Source organism: Mesorhizobium sp. M1342, from assembly GCF_040317955.1.
Taxonomy (GTDB): Bacteria; Pseudomonadota; Alphaproteobacteria; order Rhizobiales; family Rhizobiaceae; genus Mesorhizobium.
Window position 1 is genome coordinate 1 of sequence record NZ_JAMYLI010000038.1, and the last position, 23336, is coordinate 23336.

General features: G+C 59.5%; 21 protein-coding genes, 1 pseudogene and 1 riboswitch. Of the genes and pseudogenes, 17 read left to right on the forward strand and 5 right to left on the reverse strand.

Going from position 1 to position 23336, the window contains the following annotated elements; translation table 11 throughout:
• The 3 genes from NKH06_RS28545 to NKH06_RS28555 form a co-directional block, all read left to right on the forward strand.
• Positions 1-561, forward strand: a 561-nt coding sequence (locus tag NKH06_RS28545; RefSeq protein ID WP_352894786.1) for an MFS transporter, incomplete at its 5' end; no start/stop codon positions are given.
• Positions 562-817: 256 nt separating this feature from the next.
• Positions 818-1870, forward strand: coding sequence for an NAD(P)/FAD-dependent oxidoreductase (locus tag NKH06_RS28550; RefSeq protein WP_352538823.1), 1053 nt, complete (start codon positions 818-820; stop codon positions 1868-1870).
• A 228-nt stretch (positions 1871-2098) separates the two neighbouring features.
• Positions 2099-2290: a hypothetical protein gene (locus NKH06_RS28555; protein ID WP_023727257.1), complete on the forward strand. Its 192-nt coding sequence runs from the start codon at positions 2099-2101 to the stop codon at positions 2288-2290.
• Between the two features lie 176 nt (positions 2291-2466).
• Here the strand turns inward: NKH06_RS28555 and hemN are convergent, their stop codons facing one another.
• The gene (gene hemN / locus NKH06_RS28560) at positions 2467-3828 is read right to left on the reverse strand and encodes an oxygen-independent coproporphyrinogen III oxidase (protein WP_352538824.1); all 1362 of its coding nucleotides are present in this window, start codon (positions 3826-3828) and stop codon (positions 2467-2469) included.
• A gap of 1002 nt (positions 3829-4830) precedes the next feature.
• Here hemN and NKH06_RS28565 point away from each other — a divergent pair.
• The 4 genes and pseudogenes from NKH06_RS28565 (at position 4831) to NKH06_RS28580 (ending at position 7219) form a co-directional block, all read left to right on the forward strand.
• Positions 4831-5988, forward strand: a complete 1158-nt coding sequence (locus tag NKH06_RS28565) for a porin (protein ID WP_352538825.1) — start codon at positions 4831-4833, stop codon at positions 5986-5988.
• 18 nt (positions 5989-6006) lie between these two features.
• A pseudogene (locus NKH06_RS28570) lies at positions 6007-6270 on the forward strand (thiazole synthase); the annotation flags it as partial.
• A gap of 75 nt (positions 6271-6345) precedes the next feature.
• Positions 6346-6624 carry a beta/alpha barrel domain-containing protein gene (locus tag NKH06_RS28575; RefSeq protein WP_352607525.1) on the forward strand — a complete coding sequence of 93 codons (279 nt, stop codon included), beginning with the start codon at positions 6346-6348 and terminating at the stop codon, positions 6622-6624.
• Between the two features lie 337 nt (positions 6625-6961).
• A complete protein-coding gene (locus NKH06_RS28580; protein ID WP_352538850.1) occupies positions 6962-7219 on the forward strand; it encodes a carbohydrate kinase family protein in 258 nt (85 codons plus the stop codon).
• Positions 7220-7437: 218 nt separating this feature from the next.
• Here the strand turns inward: NKH06_RS28580 and NKH06_RS28585 are convergent, their stop codons facing one another.
• Positions 7438-7647 carry a hypothetical protein gene (locus NKH06_RS28585; protein ID WP_352538827.1) on the reverse strand — a complete coding sequence of 70 codons (210 nt, stop codon included), beginning with the start codon at positions 7645-7647 and terminating at the stop codon, positions 7438-7440.
• Between the two features lie 50 nt (positions 7648-7697).
• Between NKH06_RS28585 and NKH06_RS28590 the strand changes: the two genes are divergently transcribed.
• Complete coding sequence (locus NKH06_RS28590; RefSeq protein WP_352558848.1) at positions 7698-8192, forward strand: MaoC family dehydratase; 495 nt, start codon at positions 7698-7700, stop codon at positions 8190-8192.
• Positions 8193-8931: 739 nt separating this feature from the next.
• Here NKH06_RS28590 and NKH06_RS28595 read toward each other — a convergent pair.
• Together NKH06_RS28595 and NKH06_RS28600 are read right to left on the reverse strand one after the other, a co-directional pair.
• The gene (locus tag NKH06_RS28595) at positions 8932-9408 is read right to left on the reverse strand and encodes a type II toxin-antitoxin system VapC family toxin (protein ID WP_352538830.1); all 477 of its coding nucleotides are present in this window, start codon (positions 9406-9408) and stop codon (positions 8932-8934) included.
• Positions 9405-9707, reverse strand: a complete 303-nt coding sequence (locus NKH06_RS28600) for a hypothetical protein (RefSeq protein WP_352538831.1) — start codon at positions 9705-9707, stop codon at positions 9405-9407. Before NKH06_RS28600 ends, NKH06_RS28595 begins: the two co-directional genes overlap by 4 nt.
• A 409-nt stretch (positions 9708-10116) precedes the next feature.
• Here NKH06_RS28600 and NKH06_RS28605 point away from each other — a divergent pair, with 409 nt between their 5' ends.
• The 8 genes from NKH06_RS28605 (at position 10117) to metE (ending at position 20455) form a co-directional block, all read left to right on the forward strand.
• Positions 10117-10449 carry a recombinase family protein gene (locus NKH06_RS28605; protein ID WP_352538832.1) on the forward strand — a complete coding sequence of 111 codons (333 nt, stop codon included), beginning with the start codon at positions 10117-10119 and terminating at the stop codon, positions 10447-10449.
• 264 nt (positions 10450-10713) lie between these two features.
• Complete coding sequence (locus NKH06_RS28610) at positions 10714-11043, forward strand: ArsR/SmtB family transcription factor (protein WP_245260337.1); 330 nt, start codon at positions 10714-10716, stop codon at positions 11041-11043.
• Between the two features lie 28 nt (positions 11044-11071).
• Positions 11072-12409: a serine hydroxymethyltransferase gene (gene glyA / locus NKH06_RS28615; RefSeq protein ID WP_352538833.1), complete on the forward strand. Its 1338-nt coding sequence runs from the start codon at positions 11072-11074 to the stop codon at positions 12407-12409.
• 53 nt (positions 12410-12462) lie between these two features.
• Positions 12463-13635, forward strand: coding sequence for a methionine adenosyltransferase (gene metK, locus NKH06_RS28620; RefSeq protein WP_023812683.1), 1173 nt, complete (start codon positions 12463-12465; stop codon positions 13633-13635).
• Positions 13636-13684: 49 nt separating this feature from the next.
• The gene (locus NKH06_RS28625; RefSeq protein WP_352894787.1) at positions 13685-14677 is read left to right on the forward strand and encodes an adenosine kinase; all 993 of its coding nucleotides are present in this window, start codon (positions 13685-13687) and stop codon (positions 14675-14677) included.
• Between the two features lie 321 nt (positions 14678-14998).
• Positions 14999-15556, forward strand: coding sequence for a hypothetical protein (locus NKH06_RS28630; protein WP_352538835.1), 558 nt, complete (start codon positions 14999-15001; stop codon positions 15554-15556).
• Complete coding sequence (locus NKH06_RS28635; protein WP_352538836.1) at positions 15544-17238, forward strand: alpha,alpha-trehalose-phosphate synthase (UDP-forming); 1695 nt, start codon at positions 15544-15546, stop codon at positions 17236-17238. The genes NKH06_RS28630 and NKH06_RS28635 overlap by 13 nt, the downstream gene beginning before the upstream one ends.
• 568 nt (positions 17239-17806) lie before the next feature.
• Positions 17807-18008, forward strand: a riboswitch (cobalamin riboswitch).
• Between the two features lie 95 nt (positions 18009-18103).
• On the forward strand, positions 18104-20455 hold the full coding sequence (gene metE, locus NKH06_RS28640) for a 5-methyltetrahydropteroyltriglutamate--homocysteine S-methyltransferase (RefSeq protein WP_352538837.1): 2352 nt from the start codon (positions 18104-18106) through the stop codon (positions 20453-20455).
• Between the two features lie 444 nt (positions 20456-20899).
• Here the strand turns inward: metE and NKH06_RS28645 are convergent, their stop codons facing one another.
• The gene (locus NKH06_RS28645) at positions 20900-21955 is read right to left on the reverse strand and encodes a cytochrome-c peroxidase (RefSeq protein ID WP_023737107.1); all 1056 of its coding nucleotides are present in this window, start codon (positions 21953-21955) and stop codon (positions 20900-20902) included.
• 954 nt (positions 21956-22909) lie between these two features.
• Here NKH06_RS28645 and NKH06_RS28650 point away from each other — a divergent pair.
• Positions 22910-23263: a hypothetical protein gene (locus NKH06_RS28650; RefSeq protein WP_023783327.1), complete on the forward strand. Its 354-nt coding sequence runs from the start codon at positions 22910-22912 to the stop codon at positions 23261-23263.
• Positions 23264-23336 lie beyond the last annotated feature (73 nt).

Below are 23336 nucleotides of genomic sequence, written 5' to 3' on the forward strand. Positions count from 1 at the left end.
GATGGTGGCATCGCGCTCGGCAGCTGGGTGTGGGGCACGGTGGCCGAAAACCATTCGCTGGCCCTGGCGCTGGAGGGTTCCGCTGGAGCCCTGTTGATCGTCGCTGCAGCCGGCGTTCTCTTTCCTCTTCGAGAGCACCGCGACTCCGAGCCCGATCCCTTGGAGGAATTCGATGCCCCAGCTGTCTCTCTCAACTTGAAGCCGAGGAGCGGCCCGATCGTGGTCAAGATCGAATATCTGATAGCCGAGAGAAATCTCGAGGCCTTCCTCGACCTCATGCGGCAGCGGCGCCATGTACACAGCCGCGTCGGTGCTCGGAACTGGACGCTCCAGCGGAACCTGCAGAAGCCTATGCATTGGACAGAAACGTTCCGCACGCCGACCTGGACGGACTACCTTCGCCTCAATCATCGTCTGACGGAAGTGGACAAGGAACTGGACGAGCGTGTCTTTCAGCTGCACGCGGCCGAGACCCCACCTCAAATGACCCTTTCCATCGAGCGGCCGACAAGCTCGGCCCGCAAGCCCGAGCACTCAGCTTTTCGCCATCCCCGTCATTGAAGCCCGGCCGGCACAGAAAACGCGATTCTTGTCTATCGCGCTCAAACCGGTGCGGGAGACGGACAATCCACCAAAATTCGATGATGGGTGGCAGAGAAGAACCCCAGGCTGAGAGTGCGACCGATCGGTCCCGACGGTGAAGCGGAGCCTGGGGCTACAGCGGCACGCGACTATTGCCGCGTGTCACCTTTTGAATTTAAAGTCTTCCTCAGTCCGCCTCGCTGATCCGGGCCAACGCTATCTTGAGGTTGGCATTTTGTCCCGCCAGCTCGCTGAGACGATCACGTTCGGCGGCGACCACATCCGGACTGGCGTTGGCAACGATGCACCCGCGCGGAGCGTGCTGTTGCTGGAAGCAGGAAGGCATGATCGGCCAAAGCCGGGAGAGGTGCTGCCGGCAGTAGCGAATGGGCTGCTGCGTCAGCTTGGTGTCTGGACGCCGTTCGCCGAGGCCGGCTTCGTTGAAAATCGTGCGCTTGTTTCGGTGTGGGCCAATGAAGTTCCCAGCGAGCGGCACGGCATGTTTTCCGCTCAAGGTGCCGGCTGGCAGCTCGACCGGACGCGATTCGACCGGCTGATGGTGCAGGCGGCCAAGGCGGCAGGTGTGGACACGCGGTTTGGCTCGGCCGTGGGTTCGGCAGTGCGCGACGATCAAGGCTGGCTGCTCAAGCTGGCCGATGAAGCTATCGTTGCCCGCGCCGTGGTTTGGGCGACCGGTCCAGTTGGAGGCTGGCCCGATGTTTCGGCGCCAAGCTCACCATGCACGGACATCTTGCCGCCTACACACGCTTTTTCGACCGCGCACCGGGCGATTGCAGCATGGTCGTCGAGGCGCGTCCCGAAGGCTGGTGGTACAGCGCCGACTTGCGCGTGCCTCACCGATCCGGATCTGGGCAGCGAACTGCGCAAAGCCGGACATTGGTACCGCGCTTTAGCCGCAACGCAGTCCGTCGCGCCGCTCGTGCCGCCCAACGCAATCGAGACCGCCAGCATGATCAAGGCGGCGGGAACCGCAACGATCGATCCCGCCGCCGGTGACCGCTGGGTCGCGGCGGGCGACTGCCTGTTCTGTGCCGATCCACTGTCATCACGCGGGATCGTGCATGCACTCCGCTCAGGGATCCTGGCGGCCTACGCGGCATCGGACATGCTGGACGGGCGTGGCGATTCGCCTGCGCCCGCTATGCAAAATCGCCACACGCGGCTTTGCCGATTAGCTCCCGGCGCTGGCTGCCCACTATGCAGCCGCCGCGCAACGGGACACGCCTTTCTCGCAGCGGCGGCGCAGCCATGTCTTCCACGCGTCTAGCATCGAAGGAGGGAGGTCAGAGGTGGTCGCGGGACGGGGTGCTCGGCATTTATGAAGCGACCGAGCGCCAGCGAGTGGTCGTCGGCGGGCTCGATGGCGGCATCAGGTCAGGGAACTCGGCCTCCATGATCATCTCCGATTTAATTCAAATTTATCTGTATATATTGACGATTGCACTACCTTCACCTCGTAGACGGCAATGCGGGCGGGTAGAGAGGGTTCTATGATATGACAAGCGATTTTTCCGCCGCCCGAGTGCATTTAGATCGAGCGTATGACTACCTTTGTGGGGATGACCCGATGAGTCAAAGGGGCCGCGAAGCCTTGGACCTGCTAATTGAGGCGGTTGCCGTCGAAGAGTTCAAGCAGCCACGCCAAAGCGCTGAGGTGCTAAGGTTTCCGATCGGGCGCCGCTGCTGAGGTAGTCTCCACGGCCGCCATGTAGCCTCGCGGGTGAGGCGCTCACGGCAGGGACTCGCCGCCCCGTGAGGGCCGGGAACGAACGCATTGGCAAACGGAAAGCCCACTTGCCAGACCAGCGCCCGGCCGGCGTGGCAAGTAGGCCGGCGGTTCCAAGCGGAGACATTGATGCCGGACTATGTTGTGCTTTGCATCGCATTAAGCTGCTGCGGGATATACGTAACGCCATCCCTAAACACATCGAATGCGGCAGCGACAGCGCGAATCCCAAAGCGATGCTCCCGCCGTACGCGGACAAAGCCGTTTTCGAAGTCCACTATCCCGTCCTTGGCCAGCATGGCCAAGCGCTCAGCCGAATCGCGAAGATGGATCGGATCAGATCCGTGGGCGACACAGATTGCCGGCACGTCAGCCTCGAAATCGCACATTAATCGCTCGATAATTGCGGCTCGCACGCGGTCGTCGTCTGTGAGGCGATGGCCCTTCGATGTCGCCAGTCGGCCAGCTGCGATGTGCCGGATGTAGGAATCCCGTGTAACTTCGTTTTGAACGTATCCTTGGCCGATGCGGCCGATAGCCGACGCGCCGAAACCGATCAGGGTTCTGCAGGTATCGGCCGAGTAGCCCAACGAGTTACGTCGCAGGCGACCTGTTTCCTGTGCCAGCGCGAGCTCGTCGTCCGGCAAGGCGAAATGGTCGAGCCCGATCTGTCGGTAGCCGGCGGCAATCAGCGTCACGGTGACAGCCGCATACTGTTCAGCGCGGGCAGCGCTGTCGGGAAGAAATTCCGCCTCGATGAGGCGCTGATTCTTTATTTGGGATGGGATGTGCGAGTAGCCGAACAAGGCAAGCCGGTCGGGGCGCATGGCGACCGCCGCCCTCACTGTTTCGACGCACGACTCCACCGTTTGACGCGGCAGGCCGTAGATGAGGTCGAAGTTGATGCGGCTTACTCCATGCCGGCGCAGCATTTCCACGGCAGCCGACGTCTGGGCCTCGCTCTGGATCCGGTTGATCGCTTTTTGAACAATGGGATCGAAGCTCTGTACGCCCAGGCTCGCGCGGTTCACGCCGGCCGCTCCCAAGCCTTCCGCCATCTCGGGCGTGAGCGTGCGTGGATCGATCTCGATGGCGACCGTAGCTGTTTTCGAGATGGCGAAGCGGCATCGCAGGAACTCCATCAGAGCGAGGAACTCGGCTGGTCCGATGAGAGACGGCGTTCCGCCGCCGAAATGTATGTCGCTCACGGGCAACGTCTTCGGCACTCGCACCGAAACCAGACGGATCTCGTCACGCAGCGCCGCCAGATAGTTGAGGATGGGCGCATCACGGCGGGTGATGGTGGTTGGGAAGCCGCAATACCAGCAGGCTGATCGGCAGAACGGAACGTGCAGATAGAGTGACACCGGATCATCAGCCGGCAGGTTCCTGAGCCATTCCTCATAAGCCTCGGCGCCGACCGCCCCAGAGAACTCCGACACAGCCGGATAGATAGTGTACCAAGGCAGCCGGGCCTCTCGAAATTTCGTGGTCTGCAACGGTCACCGTCCCATGCTGATAACATCCAACCTTACCGCTGCGCTCGCCTGCGTCTTTGCGCTATGTCAGTCCGTTCCGCTTTGGGCTCGAAATTTTTTAGCAATGGGCGCCGTTCAGTCTTGGCTGGACAGCGATGGTCTGAGCGCACTCGGTCAGCGTGGTGTTCCCGCCGCAACCCTCACGCGCACCGTTTTGTTCCACCGTACCTTCCCTTCATCTGCGCGTGGGAGATTCTTCTGAGCGCAGATGCCGCATCCGACGAGACAATACGGTGTTGGGACCAGACTTTGCTCGCCAGCTAGCGCCGCCCCATAGTGATCTCTGCCATCTCGATGAGCTCGTTGTGTGAATTGCTGGCAAGAAGCATTAGCTGTGGCGCGCCGCTTTCAGGACGAGAACCTGCTCGACGCGACCGTCAGGTCCGCCGCACTGCCAAGGCTAGCGCCTACTGATTCAGTGGTGCAAGGCTGCGGCGCGTGGTTATCGACCATCAGCTCGCCAAAGTGACGGCGTCGTACCGGGCGGTGGCCGCCGCATGATGCCTCAACGGCGGGGCTCACAGCAAACAATGCCGTCGCCATTAAGCCAAACTGTCGCGAAGCGAACAGACGAGCCGTAGCCGAAAGATTTGCCGTTCCTGCTTGGGTGGATCCGCAAGGCAAAAAGAACGGAAGCGGGAACCAAGGTCCGCCCGCACATTTGAGCTTCAAGCCGCAGCTGGGTCGTCAGGATGGTACGTTATTTGCAGTAGTACCCTTTGTAAGGCCCACCGCGGAGGTGAAAAGGGGTGATTGTATAAAAATGTTGTATGACCGTCCGGGAGTGATAACTGCTTAATATATGTGACAACAAGTCTCAGTCACATTCTAAATTCTCCTGAGTATTAGCACGACAGGTGCAGCAACACTCCTAGAATTCAGCTTGATGCGCTATCAATCGTTTGCTTAGCAAAAATCATTTATCGGTCTCGATTCCTTTTACTGTTTAGACGGAGATCAACAATGACCATTGGGAGCCTCCTCCTCGGCTCAACTGCGGCACTGATCGCCGCTTCCGACGCTCGCGCCGTGATCATCGTCCCCGAGCCTGATCCCACTGAGTACCTCAAGATCTGCGACGTCTACGGCTCCAGCTACGTCTATATTTCAGGCACCGAGACCTGCCTGCGCATCGGCGGCTATCTTAGCTACTACGTGGGCTTGGGCGATGTCGGATTGTTTTACCACGCAAGAACCTCAGATGTGAGGACTGGTGAGGATCAGGGTACATGGCAAAACAACACGCGCTTCACACTGAAAGCTTGGACCGGCCAGGAGACCGAACTCGGCACGTTGAAGACCTACACCGAAACCCGCGTGAATTTCGGTAACCGCCACACTTCGGTTTCGGACAGTTCTCGGTCCTATGCCTTCAACGGAGACAGCATCTTGACTTTCGCCTGGATTCAGCTTGGTGGCCTCCGAGTTGGTAAGGACTGGTCGGCCTTCGACATGTTTATTGGCGGCGCGGGTGACGTACTCAACCAGACGCCGGTTCCGTACGGCGCTTTGGATACCAATGTGGTCCAGTACTACTTCGACGCCGGGAACGGCTTTTCGGCCGTGGTTTCGCTCGAAGAAGGCTCAGGCGTGGTCGGCACAATCGACAACTACGCTCCGCACATAGTCGGCGGCTTGAAATACACACATGGCTGGGGAGCGATCACCGGCGTTGCTGGTTATGATAGCAACTACGAATCGGTGGCCGCCAAGGTCCGTGTCGACATCAATGTCACCAACGAACTGTTGCTGTTCGGAATGTTCGGCTACGGTTCCAATGGCAAGCTCAACGACGACCCCATGAACGCGATCGACGCTCATGGTCGCGGCTTCTATAAGATTTGGGGCGGGAACTGGGCTTTCTGGGCTGGCGCCGCTTACGAGCTCAACGAGACAACTTCGTTGAACCTTCAGCTCTCGGGTGATCAGCTCAAGAACTATGGTGTCGCTGGGAACGTCGCCTACGCGCTTCTTCCAGATTTCACAGTTACGGCTGAACTCGACTATGACCGCTACGGAGGCTCCGCCGTCGGAAAGGTGAAAGCTTCCGAAGTGAACTGGACCAATGCCAACAAGAAGAGCAGTGTCGGCGGTATCCTGCGTTTCGAACGCTCATTCTAATGCGATGAAGCGTTGAGCTCCGAGGTCCAGTTGATGCGCGGACATTTCCCCTACATTCCGTTGATTGTGGATCCACGGCTCGGACGGCCGTCGTACGCGGCGACCGTCATGGAGCTCAGGTTTGACGCCGTGCTCCTGAACACGGCGGTCCCGAGGGCGGCCGATCCGGTCGGCATGGCGCGTGCGTTCGGCAAAGCGGTCGATGCCGGTCGTGAAGCTTTCAGCTCGGGAATGCTCGAACCGCGCTACCCACCGACGATCGGCAGGGCCGTCTTCTCATGAAGTCGTGGACGTGCCGGCGGGATTGACCGGCTGGTGCCGCTCGGCGTGAGTCTGGTGCAGCTCCGGATAAAGGATATGGACGAGAAAGGACTGACGGAAATCCGCTGCGCGAACGACGCCTGCGCGGTCCATGGTTGCCAAGTGAGCGTCAACGACTATTGGCGCACGGCAATCGAGGAAGGCTGCGACTCGTCCATCTTGGTCAAAAGGATTTGGCTGCCGCCGATGCTGACGATGAAATACGCCGGATTGAAGCTCGGCCTTTCGATCCACGATCACACCGAACTGCGCCAGTGGCCGAGCCGGAGTATGTGGCGCTCGGCCCAGTCTATCCAACTAGCCTCAAGAAGATGAATGGGCGTCGCAAGGGCTCGAGCGGATCAGCGAGTGGAAGCACCAGGTCGCGCCGATCCCATTGGTCTCCATCGGCGGCCTCAACCTGACCGGCTCGAAGGCGTTTTTCGAGGCTGGCGCGGAAAGCGCAGCCGTGGTCACCGACTTTGCGCTGAACGACGCCCCAGAAGCGCGCACGCGAGAATGGATCGAAAGACAGAGCAATGGCGCTGGGGCGAGAACCGCATCTGCTCGTCGTTGCCGGGTCAGATTCCCGCGGTGGGGCTGGAATTGCCCGCGAGATCGAGACGATCGCTGCCTTGGCGTGCGCACCTGCCTTGCTGTCAGCGCGCTGACGGTGCAAACCCATGAAGACGCCTTGGAAATCCAAGTTACGCAACCCGGTCTGGTGGCGGATCAGATGCGCGCTACGCTTCAGCCTAACAGAGTGGCCGCCACCAACATCGGCATGCTCGCAACGGCTGAGATCGATCGTCGCTGCGGTTGCCGCTGTGCTGCGCGAATATCCGCGCATACCGACAATCCAGATCCAGTGCTGCTTCCACGTCAGGCCGAGCGCTTCTTGAAGCAAGCGCTATTCCGCATAATAAATTAGCATCTGATGCCGCTTTGCCGTGTCGACACCCAATGTCATTGAACTGGCGCTTCTTGCCGGCTCAGAGCTAGCGGCCAATGAGGTCGGCGCGCTTCAACAAGGACCACAAGCCACGCCGTCTGCTGGACTCCTCCAAATTCGAGACACGGATGGTTCCTATCCAGACAATTGATTTTATCAATCTGCGACAATACCGCATAGCGGCGCCGGCGGAATGATCACCGGTAGCAAGACGAGCTGTTTTCAGTGGCCTGCAGGACGCGCACCGTGACCGAGGTAGAAGCCAGCCCGTCTGCGGCCATGTTCGGATCGGCCGCATCGGTGCGCCGAATGAGATTGCCGGCGGAACGTTCTATTCGTGCAGCCGTGACGGCAGTCATCTCACCGAAGCCATCCTGCCGATGGATGGCCGGCAGTCGGTGCAGCATGGGGTGACACTGTTCACGGAATGAAGCCGCTCGCGCTTCGGACGGTTGAAATGGAGGACATTAGCGTGGAACCGATCAGTCTCGACGAACTTCTGGCCAGCGTCGGCAAGGAAGTCGGCGTGTCGCCGTGGCGGGTGGTCTCGCAGCGGATGATCGACCAGTTCGCCGAGTCCACCGATGACCACCAGTTCATCCACTGCGATCCGGAGCGCGCCAAGCGCGAGACGCCGTTCGGCGGCACCATCGCACATGGCTTCCTGTCGCTTTCGCTTTTGTCGGCGATGACTTTCGAGACCATGCGGCCGCTCGAAAACTGCAAGATGGGTGTCAACTATGGCTTCGAATCGCTGCGCTTCCTGGCGCCGGTGAAAACCGGATCGCGCATCCGCACCCGTTTCGTACTGGCCGACGTCAAGGTCAGGCCGTCGGGCTGGGTGCAGACGGCGCTGGGCGTGACGATTGAGATCGAGGGCTCGAAAAAGCCGGCGCTGACCGCGCGCTGGTTGACGCTGACGCTGATAAAACCCCAGCCGGAGGCGGCCTGAATTGCTCAACGAGCGTCAGCGGAGACGATCTTCACGTGCCGGGGCGATGTAGGCGACCAGTGCGCACCGATCGGCAACGCGGCCACGGGGGTCGGCTAGATAGAGTGGCAGGAATGCCTAATCGGGGCTCCGTCTCGGAAGGGGCGTCGATGTATCGGAAGCGCTTCGGCTTTCGGCGCTGCATTCCTTCTTCATGAAGGTCCATGGAGAATTCCCGACCACGGCGTCGAAAGATCGGCTTGTGATCGGAGTGGGCAGATCCTCCCCGACTGAATCTGCCAATAGGGTGTTATCGAGTCAACCGGGTCGAACTTGAGGTCGCGGATGTCGCTGATCGGCTGCTCGTCGAGCTCGAGAGCTGCCAGCTAAAGGCAGAACACGGCGATGCCAAGAGCTCCGCAGTTGATGTGGACGCCCAGAGCTGGGAGTACAGACCGACGAGTTCCCGGCGGGCGAACTTGCCATTGGTAACGCGCCAGACCAGTCCCGAGAAAGCCTCGATGAGAAGGCCCCCGAGCCGCACGCGGGATCGACTACAGTGGCGTTTGGCGAGAGGCGTTCGAAGACGAGAGCGAGTGTAAGATGGACGAGCTCGACGCGCGTATCGCGCAGTCCCTGCGATCGCGCCTTGTCCGCGCCGCTCGTGCGTGCGAGCTGTTGGTAGATCGAGCTGACTAGATGAACCGGGATGGCATTAAAGCGGAACTCGAGACGTTCGGACTTTGTGCCGTTGAAATCCTCAAATTGAATCGGCCGGACTGTTGGAGCTATCATCACCCGCTTGGCTTCCAGAGCTACGGAGCGGGTTGATGATCTGAACGTCCTCGAAGTCCTTTTCATTGTCGGTCACTACGACACACTCGTTGGCTTCGGCTACAGCGGCAATGATTGTGTCTAGGGCGCTCCGCGAACGGCCTCTGGCTTTGCCGTTGGCCATCAGCCGCGCCCACACGAGGCCAGCTTTCTCGTCGAACGATAGCACGCGGCCAGCGAACAGCGCTTGCGGGCCTTCGGAGCCCTCGAACCAAGTTTCGAGGCTGCTGCGCTTTTTCCCCTTCGGCTTCTCTAGGATGCCTCTGCGAATTTCGGCGACAGTAAGCGAAGCAATGAAGAGGTCTTCGTCCTTCTGCGCGCCCATCCAGGCCAGCAACGAGCCCGAAGGCTCCGGCTTTATGACGTTGCTGATGATATTGGTATCAAGAAGGTAGCGCGTCACAGGTCGATCTTGCGCCCCTCTTCGCGCGGCCGGCTGAGGTCGAGATTGGAGCCAACCAGAGGCGAGCGACGCAACGAGGCGAGAATGCTGCCCGCTTTCGGTGGCTCACCCGCCACGGCTTGCTGTATGGTCCGACGAAGCTGTCGGGCATCCGGCCCGCTCTCCGTTAATTTTCGGGCAAGAGTTCGCAGTAGATCGCGGTCTGCGTCGAACGCCTGGATCTCGAACCGCGCGATGCCGCGCTCAGCCAGGCGAGAGCGATAATTCTCGATGGCTCTCTTCTGTGCAGTGTTGCCCATCGCGTGCCTCCGGTTCTCTATCCGGATATATAGCCTTGGCTTCTTCGGAGCACAAGGTGCCCCGTCATCGGCCAGCACTGGCTCCTGCGCGAGGCGCGTTATTGATCAAAAACAATTTCCATCTTGTCGAAGCACTGTGATTGGCATCATTGTCGCGAAACGGAGTATTTCGCGTCAGGACAGGAACGCGATCATAGCGCGACCGAAACGTGCAACAGCCGAATAGCTTCGTGTGGTCGCAGGCGCGGCCGCGAAGGGCTGTGCCTGCGTCGCCGAAGCCCGATCGACGCTTCGTCAATCTGGTCCGGCTGCTGGCGCCACAGGCCGCACGGGATTTCGTTCAAGCCGAAACGGATAGCCAAACGCGAGACCGCGTCCGGAGTAAGGGGCCGCCTCATGAAGGTCGCGCTTGGCGCTCGCTACTCAACTGACAATCACCGAGACGCCTCGATCGAGGATCAGTTGCGGCTCTGCTGCTTGCGTGCTGAAAAAGCAAGGCTGGACAGTCGTCCACAGCAATACCCACCGCGCGATCTGCGGCGCGTCGCTGTTGCGTCCCGGCCTTCAGGAGCTGATCAGCGATGCGATGCAGGGCAAATTCCTGATCGTGCTCGCAGAGGCGATGGATCGCCTGACCATGACCGCTGCAAACCGGGAGCAGGCCCGGCTGGGCAAACGTTGCAACAGATCCTTCAAGGAAATTCATAGACTCTTAGCAACTCCGGCTCGCTGTGAATGGTAGGCTTATTGCAACGTCTGAGGTCAGTGGTTCCAAACCGTGGCCCCGCTTGTCTTCGACTCGCCGACCTGCCTGCAATTTCGGCTAAAGGCAAGAAGAGCGCACATTTGTTTGTTCGACACAGGATATCGACGGTCGTCACGGCCACCGAGATTTGCCCGCTCGTTGGACATCCTTCGAAATCTGCAACTTCTGTGGAGAACGCGAAATGAGAAATTCGGCAGGACTTGGTCCTGAGCCATGATGACACTGGTTAGTCGCCTACGCATGGCAGCGCATCCTGACCGCCTTCGAATCCTGGGCCTTTGTGCGCATGCGGACCTAACTGTCTGCGAGCTAGCGGAGATTCTGGGCGTGTGTCGAGAGCGGGTTGCGCGACACGTCCGGCTGCTCGCCAGAGCCGACTTTCTCTGCTGCAACGAACAGCCTCCGTGGCGCTCGTACCATCTCAACGCAGGATCCAACGACGGCGGGCTGGTTCAATTATTGGTCGATCTCCTGCCCCATCGCGACGGCTATCATAAACAGGACCTGCAACGGCTCGAAGCGGTACGAGACACGCGGCCGAAGGGGACCGCGTGCTTGATCGTGAAATAGGTCAATCCAATTGGAGCGCGAAGCTACCATGGACAACTCCGCAGACGGTGCGATCGCACAGCCCGACACCCACGGGCGGTCTTCCTTGGCCGCGGTTGATTGCCGCGTTCACGAGCTGCTTCTGAGACAGGAGCGGCAGGAGCGGACGACCCTCAAGCTCATCGCCTCAGAGAACTTTGCGTCCTCGGCCGTGCTGGAAGCGAACGGCTCGATTTTCACGAACAAGTACGCCGAGGGGTACCCCGGTGCGCGCTACTACGCTGGAAACGAGATCGTTGATGAGCTTGAGAATCTAGCCATTGAGCGCCTGAAATCACTATTTGGCAGCGAGCATGCCAACGTCCAGCCTTATTCCGGCTCGCCGGCCAACCAGGCTGTCTATCGTGCGCTTTTGAGTCCCGGTGACAAAGTCATGGGCTTGCCCCTTCCGGAAGGGGGCCATCTGACTCATGGTTGGGCCATCAACTTTTCCGGTACTGACTATCAACGCGTGCCCTATGGGTTGGATGAAACGACACAGCAGATTGACTATGACCGCTTGCGCGAGACAGCCAAGCGGGAACGGCCGCGGCTCATTTGGGTCGGCGGAACTGCTTACCCGCGTGTCTTTGACTACGCGGCAATGGCAGAAATTGCCCTGGAAGCGAACTCCTATCTCGTAGCCGACATTGCGCACATCAGCGGCCTGATTGCCGCGGGAGCGCACCCGAATCCCGTGGGCCATTGCGACGTGGTCAGCAGCACGTCCCACAAGTCGATCCGCGGTCCCCGCGGTGGCTTCATTTTGTCAAGGAACGAAGATCGCTATCAGGCCCTGTATCATACAAAGAGCAAATACAATCTCGCCAGACGAATAGACCGGGCGGTCTTCCCTCACCTGCAAGGCGGGCCTCACATGAATGCCATCGCTGCGCTAGCGGTTGCCTTGCACGAAGCCGCGAACCCGTCCTTCCGAAGCTACGGCCAACAGACGGTCAAGAACGCCAAGGCTCTGGCACATGCACTGCTTGAGCGAGGTCATGACCTGGTGACCGGGGGGACGGACAATCACATGCTGATCCTTGATCTTCGCAATCGGCCACTATCGGGCAAGGCCTATGCCGAGCGACTAGCAAAGGCAGGAATCATCACAAACTTTAATATGGTGCCTGGCGACCCGCGGGATCCGGCGGTCACAAGCGGAATTCGCCTGGGGGCACCAGCAGTGACGTCAATGGGCATGCGCGATGTGGAAATGCAGCAAATTGCTGGCTTCATTGACTCCGTCCTCCAGCGGCCAGACGACGAAGATCTCCATGCCTGCGTGCGAAGAGACGTTGCCGACTTGTGCGCTGCGTTCGAGGTCCCGGGCATCTCCGACAAGTAAGGTGGGCCAAGCAAAATGCCCATACCACATCCAACACCCGAAGCGAGGTATTCATGGCTAGGCAGTTCGTGTTCTCTTCCGAATCGGTTGGCGCGGGGCACCCGGATAAGTTGGCCGACAACATCTCGGATGCCATCCTCGACGCCATCCTCCGCACAGATCCCAAGGCGCGCGTCGCCTGTGAAGCGTTGGTAAAATCAGGGATAGTCGTTCTGGCTGGCGAGATTACCAGCGATGCCCAGGTGGATTACAGCCAAGTTGCGCGCGATACGATTCTCGACATTGGGTACGACGACGAGGCCGTCGGCTTCGACGGCCGGCGTTGCTCCGTCGTCCATGCCCTCACCGAGCAGTCGCCCGACATCAGCCAAGGCGTTGACGAGGGAAGAGGGCAAGACCTCCAGCAGGGAGCGGGAGATCAGGGCCTCATGTTCGGCTACGCATGCCGCGAAACCGATACCCTGATGCCTTTGCCGATCCAGCTCGCTCATCGCTTGACGAAACGGCAGGCGTATGTCCGGAAGGCACAGCTTGGCTGGTTGCGTCCTGACATGAAATCCCAAGTCTCAGTGCGCTATGAGGGGTTGCGCCCGGTCGCCCTGGATACCATCGTCGTGTCGACGCAACATGACGAGCAGGTCTCGCAAGAGACTGTCCGCGAGGGCGTCATTGAGGAAATCATAAAGCCTGTCCTGCCGACCCACCTGGAGACGGAAGGCATCAGAATTCTGGTCAACCCGACGGGGCGGTTCGTAGTCGGCGGGCCGCGCGGCGACTGCGGTCTCACGGGACGCAAGATCATCGTCGATTCCTATGGCGGGATGGGTCGTCATGGCGGCGGCGCCTTCTCGGGCAAGGACCCGTCCAAGGTTGACCGCTCAGCTGCCTATGCGGCCCGCTATGTCGCAAAGAACATCGTCGCCAGCGGACTTGCGGACGTGTGCGAGGTGCAGCTTGCTTACGCAATCGGCGTGGCCAGTCCGGTTTCCGTCATGGTCAACACGTTCGGGACAGCCAGGGTTGAGGAAAGCAGGATCGAGCGCCTCATTCTTGAGTTGTTCGATCTCAGACCGAAAGGCATTATCAAGATGCTTGATCTCTTGCGCCCTATATACCGCAATACAGCCACCTATGGCCATTTCGGCCGTGAAGAGCCTGATTTCACCTGGGAGAAGACAGACAGGGCGGACGAATTGCGTCGCGAGGCAGGACTAGCCGCCCCGTGAAGCCGCCGGCGAGCGAATTGGCAAGCGGAAAGCCCAAGCGGAGACATTGATGCCGGATTATGACGTGCTTTGCATCGGCAATGCCATTGTCGACATCATCGCCCAGTGCGACGACGCTTTTCTGGTGACCAACGGCATCATCAAGGGTGCCATGAACCTCATCGATACCAAGCGCGCCGAGCTGCTCTACAGCCACATGGGGCCGGCGATCGAGGCCTCCGGTGGCAGCGCCGGCAACACGGCGGCCGGCGTCGCCAGCTTCGGCGGCCGCGCCGCCTTCTCCGGCAAGGTGTCCAACGATGCGCTGGGCGAAATCTATGCGCACGACATCCATGCGCAGGGTGTCGCCTTCGACACCAGGCCGCTCAAGGGCGAGCCGCCGACGGCGCGCTCGATGATCTTCGTCACCCCCGACGGCGAGCGCTCGATGAACACCTATCTCGGCGCCTGCGTCGAGCTTGGCCCTGAGGATGTCGAGGCCGACAAGGCGTCCGGTGCCAAGGTCACCTATTTCGAAGGCTATCTGTGGGATCCGCCGCGCGCCAAGGAAGCGATCCGGCAGACGGCCAAGCTGGCGCACGCGGCAGGCCGCGAAGTCTCCATGACACTGTCGGATTCGTTCTGCGTCGACCGCTACCGAGACGAATTCCTCGACCTGATGCGTTCGGGCACGGTCGATATCGTCTTTGCCAACAGCCACGAGATCAAGTCGCTCTACCAGACATCGTCGTTCGACGAGGCGCTGGCGCAGATCCGCAAGGATTGCCGGATCGCCGCCGTCACCCGCTCGGAAAAAGGCTCGGTGATCGTGCGCGGCGACGAGACCGTGGTCATCAAGGCGACCGCCATCAAGGAACTGGTCGACACGACGGGCGCCGGCGATCTCTATGCCGCCGGCTTCCTGCATGGTTACACGCAAGGCCGCGACCTGCAGACTTGCGGCGATCTTGGCTCGCTGGCGGCCGGCCTGGTGATCCAGCAGATCGGCCCAAGGCCAAGGCAGAATTTGCGCCGCGAGGCGGAACGGGCTGGGTTGCTGTAGATGCGCGGGCAACTAACCAGCTGCCCAACCGACGCGATCATCGCAGTGGCGGAACTGTGTCAAAGCTCGCTGATAACGACAGCCATTCGCTTCGGAGAACTGACCGATGCTGCTGCCGTGAAGCTCGCTGGAAGGGGGTGCAAGGCGGGCATGCCTTGACGGCATTCACCGTCATCGAGATCGCCACCGGCATTTTCCAGAAGCTCAGCTTGGGGAAGGCCAGTAAGGTTCCTGAGGTAACGGAGAACTCGCGGCGTCCGTCGGAGCACTTGACTTGCGATCACGTCCCACGATGCCGAATGCGGGCAGACTGGTTCGCCATTGGTATGGGACCAGCGGAATTGGCAGCAGGGCTTCATCTTCGTCAATCTCGACGAGGCGCCGGATGTGGAGCCCGGCATTCGCGGATGTCAGGAAGTGCTCGCCTGGCTGGTATTCACATCGCGGTCTGGCTTCCACGATTTTGGGATCGTCGAGGGCAACGAGGAAGGGATTCAAAAACCGGCCCTGACGGGCGGAAAGGGACTATCCCGCCCTCTCCGATCTCCGTGTCAAAACTCTTCGGCAGACGCAGGATCGCATCACGGGGCCCGGCAGCCTTGGCTGCAGCGACATAGTTTCAGTTCATTTCAACAGGTGCTGGCATGGGTGTATCTCTTATCCGAACAATCCAACAATTACCGCAAGCACGGTCCGCTCGATCGGGTCGCCAGCTATTTTCGCGATAAGCCGGTTCTTGAGGGCGCCGAAGCCGAAACGCGGCAATCGGTCGCCATTTGCTCTGACGCTCGTCAGATTCTCGTCAGCAGGGCCAATTTGGAATTCCAGTTGCTCCATCTGGGGGAAATATTCAACGGAGGCATGAAATGGACGCATTGAACAACGCCAACTCGCCGCGCCGGAACCTCACATGGCAAACTGGGGCTGTTCACGAACTAATCGCTTTTGAACAACCCCTGAGAGACTTGCCACAGGAGCGAGAACAACAAGCCGAAGTTGGCCCGTCCCGTCCTGTTGTCTCAGCCGCAGACCAGCGCTTCAACACGGCGGCCCAGCAGCCACATAGGAGTCTTATCGCAATTTCCAACCGCGGTGCGACTGTCAATTCTGATCAGCCCAAGACAGGCGGGCTTTCGGCGGCCCTGGAGTGCGTCGTGGAGCGTTCCGGCGCGGTCTGGGTAGGTTTTTCCGAGCATCTGGGCGACGGGGATAAGCAACAGGTGCCCCTCGTGCAGCGTGGCAAAGGTCAAATCGGGTGGCTCGATGGGCCGGCAGCGGACTATTCTCGGTACTATCAAGGTTTTGCAAATTCAATATTGTGGCCGGCGCTCCACTCGCTGCCGGACCGGATCTCAGGCTCGGAAGAGGATTATAAAAGTTATCGCGACGTCAATGCCTTCATGGCGCGCGCGGTGTCCGAATTGGGAGATAACGCAGTCTACTGGGTTCATGACTACCATTTCCTGCCGCTCGGCGCTGATTTGCACAGACTCGGCATTGACCGGCCGATCGGCCATTTCCTGCATACGCCATGGCCCGAGTCTGACATGATGGAGCGCGTGCCCAATTCTGGCGAGCTAATGAAATGTATGCTCGAGTATGATCTGCTCGGTTTCCAGACCGACCGTGATGTGAGCAATTTCCTCGCCTGTGTCCAATCTCATTTGGGGCTGGAGAGCAAGAACGGGGTCGTTTTCTCGGACCATGGCCAGACGCAATGCCAAAATTTTCCTATAGGTATCGATCCGAAGCAATTCGAACAGTGTGCCGCAGATTCGCTTGAGGCGCAGAAAGCCTACATTTCGCAGTTGAAACTTGGCGGAGCAAAGCTAGTTATCGGCGTCGATCGGCTCGACTACACCAAGGGCATCGACAATCGGATTAAAGCTTTCGATCTGCTGGCAGTCGAGCCGCAACGTGTCTCGCTCTTGCAAATCGCAACTCCCTCACGTGGCGACATCCAAGCGTACAGCGAATATCGGCGCGACGTCGAAAGACTCGTCAATCAAGTCAACAACCGGCATGGCACGGACGAGTGGATGCCGATTATCTATGAGAACAGGTCGTTCACCCAAGCTGAGATAGCGGGTCTTTACAGAGCCGCGCGTGTTTGCGTTGTGACGCCGTTGCGCGATGGCATGAATCTTGTGGCGAAAGAATACATTGCTGCACAAGATCCGAGCGACCCTGGCGTTCTGGTGTTATCGAAGTTTGCCGGCGCGGCCGAAGACTTCGGCGAGGACGCCCTGCTGGTAAATCCGAGGCTCTCCGACGAGATAGCTACCGCGATCTCAAGAGCGGCCAGCATGCCGCGCGAAGAACGCATCCAACGCTGGCGGAGGATGATGGACAAACTTGAAGCGTATACGATCCACCATTGGTCAGCGGACTTCGTTCGGCAACTGGACAGCAGCCGGGTTACGGTCCCTGCGGATCACTTCCACTATGTTGGCTTGGGCTGGATCAGCGAGGCCCAAATGCCTTCGTATCGGACCGAGCCAGAATTGCACACCGCGCTGACGCGTGCACTGGATAAAAACTGGGTCCTGCCGATCGTATGATGCAGAATATGAAGCACGCGAGCTTTGCCTGCATTTGCGCATCCCTCAATGCCGAGCGCTTGGAGAGAGAGATACTTATCCTGACCGCCTGAATGCGGCTTAAGCGGCTTATCGGGACCACAGTCGGGCTTTGCATCAGACCCTTGAGCCAGGCTCCGTCAGTGTGGTCTCTTGCCGCCGAGCGGAGTCATCACGATTGCCTAGTCACCCGTGATGACGACTGGCGTGCCAATTCCCCTCGGACCACGGTTTGGCGCTCACTCCGAGAAAACCGCTTCTACCACGCACGCACGGCTTGCGGCCGCATCGTTAAACATCGCCACCAATGCGATCTTCTGCATTCTAATGACGTTGTCACGCGCTTGAAGTCTTGTCCGAAATCCTTCATCGGCGACCTGCGAGGGATGTCGCAGCCCGACAGGGATCCATTAGTTGGACTATGGTGGCAGCGGAGCAGCGCCGCCAATGGGCGACTGAATATTTCACAATGTTAGACAAGCGTAAAAGCGAAATCACATAACGACATAAACATTTCGTTATGCGTCATTGACAAAAGAGCGGACTGCTGTGATTGTCTGCGTGTCGTGGTTCTCGCGTGCGGTGCTGCCGCAGCGGAGCTAAGAGGGAAGCCGGTGCAATGCCGGCGCTGCCCCCGCAACTGTTAGCGGCGAGCCAACCCCACTCATGTCACTGAGGCGAATACCCTCAGGAAGACGGGTAGAGGCTATGACCCCGCGAGCCAGGAGACCTGCCACGGCGAATTACGTCCACGGGCGGGGTGTCTCGGTGGCCGCTGCAAGCCGGCGTTCGTGCCGGCCTGCTAGCGCCTTCCTTGTCATCGGCGCCCCAACCATCGGGGTATGACATGACTGACTCTCAGGAAATTCCTGTAGCAACGCTCGGCGTGCCGCGCTTCGGTCGTCGGCGAGAACTGAAATTCGCGCTTGAAAGCTACTGGTCCGGAACATCGTCCGCTGGCGACCTTCTCACGACGTCGAAGGCGCTCCGTGCCGCTAGCTGGGAAGAGCAGCGCGATCGCGGCGTGTCGAAAATCCCGTCGAACGACTTCTCGCTTTACGACCATGTGCTCGACACCGCAGCCATGGTCGGGGCCGTTCCATCCCGTTACGGCTGGAATAGCGGCGAGGTCCCACTTGACATCTACTTCGCAATGGCGCGCGGCAACCAGGGTCAGACGGAGGATTGTGGACACGCTGGTCACCAGGAGGAGGCTCATGGACCTGGTGTAACCGCGATGGAAATGACCAAGTGGTTTGACACCAACTACCACTACATTGTGCCGGAACTCGATGATGATCAGACGTTCGCCCTCTCGTCATCGAAGCCGGTCGATTATTTCCTCGAGGCTAAAGCTCTCGGCATTCACACACGCCCAGTCATCCTTGGACCCATCACCTTCCTCAAGCTGGCGAAATCGCCTGCCGAGGGGTTCGGTCCCATCGCGCTCCTACCGCGGCTGCTGCCCGTTTACGAGCAAGTCCTGCAGAAGCTGAAGCTGTCGGGAGCCGACTGGGTGCAGATCGATGAGCCAGCGCTTGTCCTCGATCTGAACCCGAACGAACGAGCTGCGTTCGAATTCGCCTATGGCCAGCTGTCGAAAGCCGCGCCCGAGCTGAAGATCATGCTGGCTACGTATTTCGGGTCGCTGGGAGACAATCTCGAAACCGCGGTTTCTCTGCCCCTGGCCGGGCTGCATATTGATCTCGTGCGCGCTCCCGAGCAGCTGGAAACGGTGGGTCGGCTCGCTCCGAAGGATCTGGTGCTCTCGCTTGGCTTGATCGATGGCCGCAACGTCTGGCGTGCGAACCTGCCCGCCATTCTCGACCGCATCAAACCGATCGTCGCCGGCTGGCCCTTGGACCGCGTCGAGATCGCGCCTTCTTGCTCGATGCTGCATGTGCCGATTGATCTGCGCATGGAGACGGAACTCGACGCCGACATCAGGTCGTGGCTCGCCTTCGCGGCCCAGAAGACCGACGAGCTGGTCTTGCTGGCCCGGGCCCTGTCCCAAGGCAGGGATGCGGTGGCAGGCGCGTTGAAAGCGTCTGCCGAGGCTGCCGCCACGCGCGTGACATCCACGAGGATCCATGACCCGCTTGTTCAGGGGCGGATCGCTAGCATTGAGGACAGCGCGAAGCGACGAGAGAGCGCTTTTGGCGAGCGCTCCAGAGTCCAAGCCGGCTCACTCGGGCTGCCGCCGTTCCCGACGACGACCATCGGGTCCTTCCCGCAGACGCCGCAGGTACGCAAGGCGCGGGCCGCTCATGCGAAGGGCCAGCTGAGCTATGTCGACTATGAGACGTTCCTGAAGAAGGAGATCGAGGCTGCAATTCGCTGGCAGGAAGAGATCGGGCTGGACGTGCTGGTGCACGGTGAGTTCGAGCGAAACGACATGGTACAGCATTTCGGCGAGCAGTTGTCCGGCTTCGCGTTCACCCAGCATGCCTGGGTACAAAGCTATGGGTCGCGCTACGTGCGTCCCCCCATCATTTTCGGCGACGTATCGAGGCGCAATCCGATGACAGTGCGCTGGTGGCAATTCGCCCAGTCGCTTACGGAAAAGCCCGTGAAGGGAATGCTCACAGGCCCAGTCACCATTCTCAACTGGTCTTTTGTTCGCGACGACGTACCCCGCTCCGAAGCCTGCCGCCAGATCGCGCTCGCCATCCGCGACGAAGTGACGGATCTCGAAAGGTCCGGCGCAAGGATGGTCCAGATCGATGAGGCCGCCTTTCGCGAAGGATTGCCACTGCGCCAATCTGACTGGAAAGTCTATCTCGACTGGGCTGTCGAATGTTTCCGGATCGCTTCAACGGGTGTAAAGGACGCGACTCAAATTCATACCCACATGTGCTATTCGGAGTTCAACGAGATCATTCACGCGATCGCTGGAATGGATGCGGATGTCATTTCGATTGAGACGTCGCGCTCGAAGATGGAACTGTTGGACGCCTTCACGAGCTCCAAATATCCGAACGAAATCGGTCCCGGCGTCTATGATATTCACTCACCACGCGTCCCGGAAGTCGGCGAGATTTCGGACTTAGTCATGCTTGCCCGCGAGCGACTGTCCGATGGCCAACTGTGGATAAACCCCGACTGTGGCCTCAAAACACGCAAATGGGAGGAGGTCCGCCCTGCCCTCATTAACATGGTCGCTGCAGCACGCGCGCTCCGGCAGAAAGTGCAGGCGTGAGGCTTCTCTTCCTCACCGTGTGGGGAGTTGCCGACTGGCGGATGTCGGCCGGGAATATGCCAAACCGATCACACTCTTGGAAATAAGCCACTCGGCGAAAATGTGCAATTTTCCTTCGGCACGTGTCCTCATCCCGCAGAAATATGAATGTGACACTACGCTATAGTATTGGTCCTTGGGAACATACAGGCCCCGCGCCTCGAACAAATCGTACACACGTCGTTTCTCAAAGTAGACTGCTTGGCATGTTCGCTCAGGCGGCGACAATATATGGTGCTGCGCGTCTGTCCGCTTCCCCAGCTGATTCGCGCAGACTACGGGCGAGGTGGCAGGTTTCGGGTATTGCTAGCCTCCCGCCAATTCGGAGATGGATGTGGCAATTCGTGTGGCCCAAGTAAAAGCCGCAATCATTTTCGATTGCGACGTCCGCAGCCAGTTGGCCCTTTATTTTCCTGAGATCTGCGTTACAGGCCGGGGCGTTGTCGCCGTTTCGGAGGGTAAGATGGGATAGGCGACCTCGGGTGCCTCTCCGGTCAGCGAGTTGAGGAAGGCAACAAGCAGGTCAACTTCTTCGTCCGCCAGTACTACGCCAAGCTGGGTGGTCCCCATGATGGCGACGGCCTGTTTCAGATCCCAAACCTTGCCCGAATGAAAGTATGGCGCGGTGAGTGCAACGTTGCGCAGCGGCGCCACGCGGAAAACATAGTAGTCATCGGCTGCATTGGTGACCGCAAATCGGCCCTTGTCTTTGTCCGGCAGGACCTCGGCGCTGGGCTGTTCCACGAGGCCGAATGGGAAATAGGCTTGCCCACCAACGTTGATGCCGGCATGGCAGGACGAGCAGCCTTTGTCCATAAAAAGCGCCAGGCCCTGTTTCTGTTCGGAAGTCATGGCAAGCTCATCACCATTCAGGAAGCTGTCGAACGGGGCCGGTGTGACCAGTGTCGCCTCGAAGGCTTCGATCGCCTTGGCGAAGTTGTCGAAGGTGACCCGATCGGCTTCAGCCGGAAAAGCTGCATCGAACCACTCGACATATTGCGGCATGGACTTGAGCGTGGCGATGACTTGGTCCGGTGTATTGGCCATTTCGATGCCGGCTTGGACCGGTCCCTTCGCCTGAGCCTTCAGGTCTGCGGCACGACCATCCCAGAACTGAGCGATGTTGAAGACAGCGTTCAGTACAGTCGGCGCGTTGCGCTGTCCCTTCTGCCAACCATGGCCGATCGAGGTTTCGTGATTGTCGTCGCCGCCGGTGGCCAGGTTGTGGCACGAGTTGCACGACAAGACGCCTGACGCCGAGACGCGTGGATCGAAGAACAGTGCCTTGCCGAGAGCGATCTTTTCCGGGGTGATCGGGTTGTTGGCGACTGTCGGCGTGGTGGATGGCAAAGCCCTGAAGGTGGCCAATGCCGTATCTCTGAGGTCGGTGGGGATCGAATCCGCAGCAAAGGCGGTGGGTGCCAGCAAGGTGACAGCCATCGTTCTGAATAGGATTTTCATAAATGGTCTTCCTGCGTCGTGCACGCAGCCACTATGCGATCTGCGGCTCATGAACGCCCTGAGCTAGATCAGTTGAGGGAGAGGATCGGGGTCTGGCACCCGTTTTCGCGGCGGAGCTGGGACCCTCTTGGAAGTGATCGCTGTTGTCGATTGGACTTCAGGGAGGAGGAGTATCCCTGCTCGGCAACCGGTTGGATGTAGCAAAGCACGCACTGAGTGCGCTTCGTAGATTCGGTCACTGCGATCTTCCAGCCATCGTTGAGAAAGTCGATAGCATCTGCAAGACTTGGCAATCTCTTGCACCATGTGCGCTGCACGCCTTGCGAAAAGTGAGCTTCTGAAACCTCAGGGTTCATTCGTTCCTCCTGTCTGCTGATTGCGTGAATCGGCCTTATCGACACCCGCGGACTGCACATTGTGGTGTCACCAGCGATGGCGGTCTCAATACCTAAGCAGCAACGGTCTATGCGACAGTATGGATGTCCTGTCGGAATAGCCGGTTCGCCTTATCGACGTCACACCGGCATATAGCTCCGCTTCTACGAACATCCCATCACGCGAGGAAAGACATGGCCAACACGCGCAGTATCGCCAATCTAGCCCTTGTGTCGGCGCGGCGCTTGAGCAGGTCCACCGGCTGTAAGTGCCTCACACCTTGATCCACAGATCCTAGGCGATGACCACGTTGTAGTCATAATTTGACGGGCGCGGGGCATTGGCCCAGAGCGAGCCACCGCAATCCGTGCGGTTGCCAATACGTAATGAAGTGAATTGGAACGAATCTCCGGTTTGCGAAACACGCACGTCCGACGCAGCTTGCGTTGACAGAGGCGGTTTTACGCGCAATAGCACTTCCGCCGGCCTATTTTTGTGGAGTTCAATTGTGGTTCGGCCAAGGGCGCTGGGCGCCGGACGGGCCCCGTGTAAACCTCATTAAAGAGAGAGAGACCCTGCATGGAAGAATTCTTACCGCGCATCGCCACTGGTGCGGGCATCGGCCCGGCTGTCGCAGAGAAGGCCGTTGGGTTAATGCTGGGTTTCCTGCAAAGCCACGCGGCCGACGGTCCCGTTGCGCGCATGATCGAGGCCATTCCGGGAGCTTCAGAATTAGTCGCGAAGTATCATGGCGACGACCCAGAGGGTGGCGGCCTTATGGGGCTCGGCCAGCAATTGATGAGTGAGGGTCTCAGCATGGCAAAGATCGCCGGCCTCGCCAACGAGACGATCGCCTGCGCCAAGGAACATGCCGGCGACGAACTCGTGGACGAGGTCCTCAATTCCGTTCCTGGCCTTCCCCAGTTCGTCTGATCAGCGGCAGCCGGGGGCGGATGACCTCGTGCGCCCGTGCCGGCCGTCTGCGCAGCAGGCATTCTCCGCCGAG

What these genes read in the sequence shown, in the direction of transcription:
- NKH06_RS28590 (WP_352558848.1), top strand. Translation starts at nt 7,698, where the DNA reads ATGGAGGACATTAGCGTGGAACCGATCAGTCTCGACGAACTTCTGGCC.
- NKH06_RS28555 (WP_023727257.1), top strand. Translation starts at nt 2,099, where the DNA reads ATGACAAGCGATTTTTCCGCCGCCCGAGTGCATTTAGATCGAGCGTAT.
- NKH06_RS28650 (WP_023783327.1), top strand. Translation starts at nt 22,910, where the DNA reads ATGGAAGAATTCTTACCGCGCATCGCCACTGGTGCGGGCATCGGCCCG.
- NKH06_RS28585 (WP_352538827.1), bottom strand. Translation starts at nt 7,647, where the DNA reads ATGCTGCACCGACTGCCGGCCATCCATCGGCAGGATGGCTTCGGTGAG.
- NKH06_RS28575 (WP_352607525.1), top strand. Translation starts at nt 6,346, where the DNA reads ATGGACGAGAAAGGACTGACGGAAATCCGCTGCGCGAACGACGCCTGC.
- NKH06_RS28635 (WP_352538836.1), top strand. Translation starts at nt 15,544, where the DNA reads ATGGACGCATTGAACAACGCCAACTCGCCGCGCCGGAACCTCACATGG.
- NKH06_RS28625 (WP_352894787.1), top strand. Translation starts at nt 13,685, where the DNA reads ATGCCGGATTATGACGTGCTTTGCATCGGCAATGCCATTGTCGACATC.
- NKH06_RS28565 (WP_352538825.1), top strand. Translation starts at nt 4,831, where the DNA reads ATGACCATTGGGAGCCTCCTCCTCGGCTCAACTGCGGCACTGATCGCC.
- NKH06_RS28610 (WP_245260337.1), top strand. Translation starts at nt 10,714, where the DNA reads ATGGCAGCGCATCCTGACCGCCTTCGAATCCTGGGCCTTTGTGCGCAT.
- metK (WP_023812683.1), top strand. Translation starts at nt 12,463, where the DNA reads ATGGCTAGGCAGTTCGTGTTCTCTTCCGAATCGGTTGGCGCGGGGCAC.
- metE (WP_352538837.1), top strand. Translation starts at nt 18,104, where the DNA reads ATGACTGACTCTCAGGAAATTCCTGTAGCAACGCTCGGCGTGCCGCGC.
- NKH06_RS28645 (WP_023737107.1), bottom strand. Translation starts at nt 21,955, where the DNA reads ATGAAAATCCTATTCAGAACGATGGCTGTCACCTTGCTGGCACCCACC.
- glyA (WP_352538833.1), top strand. Translation starts at nt 11,072, where the DNA reads ATGGACAACTCCGCAGACGGTGCGATCGCACAGCCCGACACCCACGGG.
- NKH06_RS28600 (WP_352538831.1), bottom strand. Translation starts at nt 9,707, where the DNA reads ATGGGCAACACTGCACAGAAGAGAGCCATCGAGAATTATCGCTCTCGC.